Origin of the sequence: Microcoleus sp. D2_18a_D3, from assembly GCF_036702455.1 — a bacterium.
Lineage (GTDB): Bacteria > Cyanobacteriota > Cyanobacteriia > Cyanobacteriales > Microcoleaceae > Microcoleus.
Window position 1 is genome coordinate 23435 of record NZ_JAUBTK010000092.1, and the last position, 6050, is coordinate 29484.

Here is a 6050-nt window from a genome sequence, read left to right on the forward strand (position 1 = left end):
ACAGTTGTAGGTTTAGATGAAATGGATGCTGGCGATCGTTTGGGCATTCTGCTCAGGAAAATCAAAGGACTTTGGGATACAATTGTTGTAAAAGCTGGTAGCCAGTTGGCTGAATTTGTGATGACATTAACATCCCGTGTTGTTCATAGCGACCCCGATATTCTGGGGGGAACCCCTGTTTTTGTTGGGACTCGTGTGCCAATGAGAACCCTACTTGATTATCTTGAGGCTGGTGATTCATTAGAGGTATTTCTAGACCATTTCCCTAGTGTCAGCCGGGAACAGACAATTGCAGCTCTTGAATTAGCAAAGGAAATGCTGACAGCCTATGCGAATCCTGCTTGATGAATGTGCCCCACGACCTTTAAAGCGTGAACTTGCTGATTACGAGATACGCACAGTTGTTGAGATGGGATGGTCAGGAAAAAAGAACGGTGAATTACTGCTGCTTATGAGTCAAGAGGGCTTCACGATTCTGCTTACCACAGATCAAAATTTGCGCTATCAGCAAAACTTGCAGCAAGCTGGAGTTGCAGTCGTTGTTCTTGTAGCATCGAGCAACAGGCTTCCTGATTTACTTCCTCTGATACCAGATGCTCGTAACGTGTTGAATACCATTACTCCGGGGGAAGTGATTGAAGTCGGAGGTTATTAAAAGTTCTCTAGGCGACGCAGCACAACAACGCCAATGCACCCGATCGCACAGAGGTTATGTGTTGGGATCAAAGGTAGTCTGCTGCGGGTGATTCACACCGTTAGATCGCTCTATTCCTGCGAGGGTGGTTCCGCAGATTGTACGGCTAGCTTCCCAACCTAACATGACTGTTTTACGCTCTACTCCCCAGCCATAGCCACCGAGTTCTCCAGATTCTCGAATCACACGGTGACATGGAATTAGATAGCCGATAGGATTGTTACCGATCGCATTTCCTACAGCTCTAGCAGCATTTGGGCGAGCTACCAGTTGAGCTATAGTCTGATAAGTGGCGATCGCCCCAAATGGCAATTGCAAAAGGGCTCGCCAAACTTGAATCTGAAAGTTAGTGCCTTTTACCAAGAGCGTTAGTGGTTTTTGCTCGCTGAGAGTTTCTGAATTGAAAATCAGGTCGCGCAATGATTGAGTGGCTTGCTCATCACGAATAATTTCAGCGTTTTTCCATGCCAATCGCAATCTTTGTGCGGCGGTTTGTTCGTCTGTTGTCTCCAGGAAATAAAGATTACAAATACCACGGGTAGTTGTAGCAATTAAAGATTTTCCAAACGGGGTATCATGAATACCATAGCGAATTTGCAAACCTGCTCCGCCTGCTTTGAACTCCCCTGGTGACATTGCTTCTAAGTTCACAAATAAATCGTGTAATCGTCCGGGACTCGATAGTCTCACGTCCAATGTTAGGTCTAGAAGGCTTTTAGTCTGAGTGATTTTTGACTTGGCATATTCAACTGTCAGATATTGCAAAAACCGCTTGGGGCTAATGCCGGCCCATTGAGTAAATAGGCGTTGAAAATGATATTCACTCAGTCCTATGTGCTCGGCCACAGTTGCCAGATTGGGCTGGTTTAGGTGGTGTTGTCGCATAAAGGCGATCGCCCGAGCAATCCGGTGATAATCTTCGCTAGCATACACACTCGCATTCTGCATCGAAATCATCTAGTGTAGTCAAGGGAATTTTGATGTGTCCTCACTTTAGCCATAGAGTCGGCTCAAAGCCACCCGTTTCTTGCGGTGAATCCAGTCAGGCGATTTTAGATTTTAGATTTTAGATTTTAGATTGAAGAGATTGAAGAGATTGAGGAGATTGAAGAGATTGAAGAGATTGAGGAGATTGAAGAAAGCGACCTCACCGATAAACCCGGGGGCTTGCGATGAGGATGAGCGAGCTTTTTTCTCGATCCGCAGATGAATCGGGGGGCTTGTAACCAAATTGCTTGATTGTCAATCAATTAACCGAACTTTCGCCCTCACCCACCGCGCAACTGCGTCACCAAGTGAACTAATTCGGGTAAAATTAGCTTTTCCACAGCTAGTTTCACGCCATTGCTAGAGCCAGGAAGAGAAAAGACTAACTTGCCTTGATACACGCCTGCAACTGCGCGAGAGGCGATCGCCCTCGAACCAATTTCTTGATAGCTCAAAAACCGAAATATCTCACCAAATCCTGGTAAAATCCTGTCTAGCAAACTCTCCATCACATCATAAGTCGTATCTCGGGGAGCGATGCCCGTGCCGCCGTTAAAAATGATTGCATCCACATCTTCACGCTGGGAAAAAGCCTGCATTTGCAATACAATTTTGGCCGCATCATCTTTAACAACAGTGTAAGCTACCACAGAGTGACCCGCATCTTTTAGCAGCTTCTTAGTTAACAAGCCACTATTGTCTGTTTCAGCCGATCGCGTGTCGCTAACAGTAATGATAGCGCAATTTACGGTTATTTTAGATAAGTCGGGGTGAGGAATTTGCGTCATATAACAGATGTTGAAGGAAAAAGGAAGAAGCAAGAAGGAAGAGGAAATCAGGAAAAGGGAACAGGGAAGAAGTCATTAGTTAGTTGTGATTTGTTCGTTGTTACTTATTCATTATCAAATAACTAATAACCAATAACCAATGCCCCATGCCCCATGCCCTATTCCCCATCAATTATGCCTTGCTAAATCCTAAGCCGTTTGCTTCCGAGTAGCGTTCCATGAAACGCATAAATCGATCCCATTCGGCAGAACTTTTCATTATATAAAGAGCTTCCAAACCCGCAGGCTGACCGTTGATGAACTTAGCATTAACCTCGCGAGTGAGGAGTTCGCCTTCGTCGTCGATCATGTACATTCCAGTAATGTCTTCGGTACTGGTGTTGCTGAGAGCTTTGGGATTTTCAAAGGTAAACCTGGCAGTGCCTTGCTCTCCGCTTTTAGAACGGGTTAGGCGCACTTCGGGCACAGCATCTTCGTCTATACCCCGAGAAAATTGAATTTTAGCCATAATCTGACAGTGGAACCTTAATAAGGATTGCTTAATTTCTTAATGTTTAATCATAAAACGATTCGGGTACTCGCAAATCAAGACTTGGGAGAGGGGAAGCGGGTGAGAGTGCGTGAGAGTGAGGCAATCAAAGGCAAGGGCGAGGGGATATGGGTTGGTTCTTCTGAGATATTGCACCATTCTCAATAATCCTTTCAGGGCGGGCTCTCCGGCCCACTCCACAAGATAATCTCATACCAGTTTTTTAAAGATGTGATAGAGATAAAGAATGTAAAATCCCAGGTCATCCGGTGAGAAAACCAATGACACGATCGGTGAAAGATGCCAAAATTTCCTGGACTTTGGTGCGGAGTTCGTCAAGATTACTAAACACCGACCAAGCTAAAGAATTTTTGAGATATTCCCACACTCTTTCTGTGGGATTTACTTCTGGACAAGCCGGAGGCTGAAATAGTAAAATAACATTGTCTGGTAATTCAGATTAGCCTAAATTATGAGCTGGTGCATTATCAACTTGAATGATGTGTAAGTCAGCAGGATATTGTCTTGACAAAAGTTGTAAATATGCTTCAAAACAAACTTTGTCTAAATGCGAAAACTCCCAAAAAAAAATTTTTCCAGTAGCGCTCGATACTGCGCCATACAGCCAAAAACACTCAAACTTCCATTGATGCTTTCCGATGGGCTTTACGCCTGAAAGCGTCAGCTTACGCCGACGAATTGTATGCAGCCCTAGACGAGTTTCATCACTACACCAATAAGTGACTTTTTTATATGTGTTTACTTGAGGTAAAGCCTTGTCCAGTAAAGCTTTTATCTGTTGATCTAAGTTATTTTTAAATTCATTAATTGCCGTAAATTTCTGAGAAATACTGCGAGATATTGGAATTTTTAATTTACTTTTTAATTCACCTCTCACTAAAGAATATACAGCCGGGTAACTACTGGCTATTCCTTTAATCAACCAGAGCCAGAGATGAACTTCTTGGTAACTCCGAAATCCTTCGGGGTCTCTCAACTCTTGTTGCAATGAAGCTGCTATTTCAACTGAGAACTTTTTTGGGCGACCAAAAACCTGCCGATTTTTTAACAAATTTTCCAGACCGCCCTCTTTATATTGAGAGAGCCAGCGATGAATTGTCGCCTCACTTTTACCTAAAACTGCCGATACTTGCCGCACAGTTCCTACTTGTTTAGACTGAAATAAATAAAGCATTTGGACTTTGTTATAAGCTAGAATTTTTTTTTGTTGTTTGAGTATTTTTCGCAAACTTTCTACAGATTCGGTAATCTTTATATGAGGACGACCAGACATTGTAATTCTCTCCTTTACTTTTTACACAAGTCTATCACATCTTTAAAAAAATGGTATAACCTGAGTTCAGGTTAAGCATAAGGGAGAAAAAAGCATCGATATTGAGAGAAGGCTTCTTAAGATGAAGGAAATAGAGCGCACTTTCGCCTAGCTGGGTCGCAACCGGCCTCTGAGCAAAGATTATGAGGCGCTGCCGCCTAGCCCAGAAGCCTTCGTATATGTGTCCACGATCCGCCTCATTCTCAAGCGGCTCACCAAGCCAAAGCTGGCGAAACGCCAATTTCACGCCCTATGAAACACGCACTTATAGGGGTCGCCACAGAAAACCCAGAAAAAAAGTGAATTATAGCTATTGACCTATTATATAGTGTGCTATATAATAGTTGTTGACTGGATTTTTAAATGGATAACAACTCGAACATCAACGAACGGCGACGCGTGGGGAGGCAGCTTTCCTTTGCCCTCTATAGTGCGTCGAACCGCGTCATTCGGCTTCATCGGCCATTTCTTGAGCCTTTGGGCCTGACCTATCCTCAGTTTCTGGTCATGCTCGCTCTCTACGAGGGCACCCCGCGCACTGTTGGGGAAGTAGGGCAAGAACTCGGTATGGATAACGGAACCTTGACGCCCCTCTTAAAGCGCCTTGAGAGCGCGGGGTTGGTGACGCGCAACCGTGACTTGCAGGACGAACGTCGCGTTCTTATCGATCTGACAGAAGCGGGCGAGGCACTCCGCTCCGCAGCGTGCTCGATCCCTGAAAAGATTGAGACGGCCTGCCGTCTCTCCGATGAAGACCTTGCCGAGCTTCGCGACACGTTGAACGGGCTAGGTCATCCCCGTTCGGCCAACGCCCCCGACTCGATTACCGAATGACCACCTTTTTCGGATTCACCATGTCAAATACAACACCTGTACCAAGCAGCCCCATCGAATTAGCAAACGGGCCGTCGCAAACCTTGTCTTTTAAAGAGACTGTGCGCGAGCGTCATTCTGTCCGGAGTTTCCTGCCAACCCCTGTCCCCGACGCTGTGCTCCGCTCGGTTCTGGAAGACGCACAACGCACACCCTCGAACTGCAACACCCAGCCCTGGCAGGTTCACATCGTCTCCGGCGCGACACGCGACGCGCTCAGCAAGGCTCTCCTTGCGGACGACGAGGCAGGGCGACTGACACCCGATTTCAGCTTCTCCACCGCCGATTTCTGCGGCGTATACAGCGAGCGCTCAAAGGCGCAAGGGGCGGCCTACTATCAAGCGATTGGCGTTTCGCGCGAAGCGACCGAAGATCGCCGCACCGCAGCACGATACAACCTGGAATTTTTTGGTGCGCCGCACGCCGCGCTGCTGTTCATGCCTTCCTTTGGCGACGATGTGCGAGTGGCTGGCGACATCGGAATGTACGGCCAGACGTTCTTGCTGTCGCTGACGGCGCACGGGCTTGGGGGCATACCGCAGACGATGCTCGGCTTTTACGCCGACACGATCCGCGAGCTGTTGGGCATCGATCCGTCCCTGAAGATGCTGTTCGGTATCTCATTCGGCTATCCCGACAAGACGGCCACCGCCAACCGCTACCGGATCGACAAGGCCCCTATCGAAGAAAGCGTGACTTTCCACAATTAACAGACATTCACGAACAGACATTCACATTCAAAACGGAAGATTTACACGGAGGATTTACCGTAAGGAACCCCACGTTTAAAAGCGGGGGCTTTTGGGAAGTCCGGCTCGTTCCGAGCGGTGCAAGAAGAAAGCCCGA

Annotated in this window: 7 protein-coding genes and 1 pseudogene; 4 read left to right on the forward strand and 4 right to left on the reverse strand. The window is 46.7% G+C overall.

Going from position 1 to position 6050, the window contains the following annotated elements; translation table 11 throughout:
- The first annotated feature begins 21 nt into the window (after positions 1–21).
- Both QUB06_RS28990 and QUB06_RS28995 read left to right on the forward strand, forming a co-directional pair.
- Positions 22–345 (forward strand): DUF433 domain-containing protein, encoded by a 324-nt coding sequence (locus QUB06_RS28990; protein ID WP_333438222.1) that lies wholly within the window; start codon positions 22–24, stop codon positions 343–345.
- Entirely contained in the window at positions 329–655 is a 327-nt protein-coding gene (locus QUB06_RS28995; protein WP_333143692.1) for a hypothetical protein, read from the forward strand. The genes QUB06_RS28990 and QUB06_RS28995 overlap by 17 nt, the downstream gene beginning before the upstream one ends.
- 54 nt (positions 656–709) lie before the next feature.
- Here the strand turns inward: QUB06_RS28995 and QUB06_RS29000 are convergent, their stop codons facing one another.
- The 4 genes and pseudogenes from QUB06_RS29000 to QUB06_RS29015 form a co-directional block, all read right to left on the reverse strand.
- Complete coding sequence (locus QUB06_RS29000) at positions 710–1642, reverse strand: methylated-DNA--[protein]-cysteine S-methyltransferase (RefSeq protein WP_333438223.1); 933 nt, start codon at positions 1640–1642, stop codon at positions 710–712.
- Positions 1643–1962: 320 nt separating this feature from the next.
- Complete coding sequence (locus QUB06_RS29005; protein ID WP_006632696.1) at positions 1963–2469, reverse strand: MogA/MoaB family molybdenum cofactor biosynthesis protein; 507 nt, start codon at positions 2467–2469, stop codon at positions 1963–1965.
- Between the two features lie 172 nt (positions 2470–2641).
- Entirely contained in the window at positions 2642–2977 is a 336-nt protein-coding gene (psb28, locus tag QUB06_RS29010; RefSeq protein ID WP_333161558.1) for a photosystem II reaction center protein Psb28, read from the reverse strand.
- A 283-nt stretch (positions 2978–3260) separates the two neighbouring features.
- Positions 3261–4292 (reverse strand): annotated as a pseudogene (locus tag QUB06_RS29015) (IS630 family transposase).
- A 402-nt stretch (positions 4293–4694) separates the two neighbouring features.
- On the opposite strand from QUB06_RS29015, the gene QUB06_RS29020 reads away from it, so the two are divergent.
- Both QUB06_RS29020 and QUB06_RS29025 read left to right on the forward strand, forming a co-directional pair.
- Complete coding sequence (locus QUB06_RS29020; protein WP_333438224.1) at positions 4695–5165, forward strand: MarR family transcriptional regulator; 471 nt, start codon at positions 4695–4697, stop codon at positions 5163–5165.
- Between the two features lie 20 nt (positions 5166–5185).
- The gene (locus tag QUB06_RS29025) at positions 5186–5914 is read left to right on the forward strand and encodes a nitroreductase (RefSeq protein ID WP_333438225.1); all 729 of its coding nucleotides are present in this window, start codon (positions 5186–5188) and stop codon (positions 5912–5914) included.
- Positions 5915–6050 lie beyond the last annotated feature (136 nt).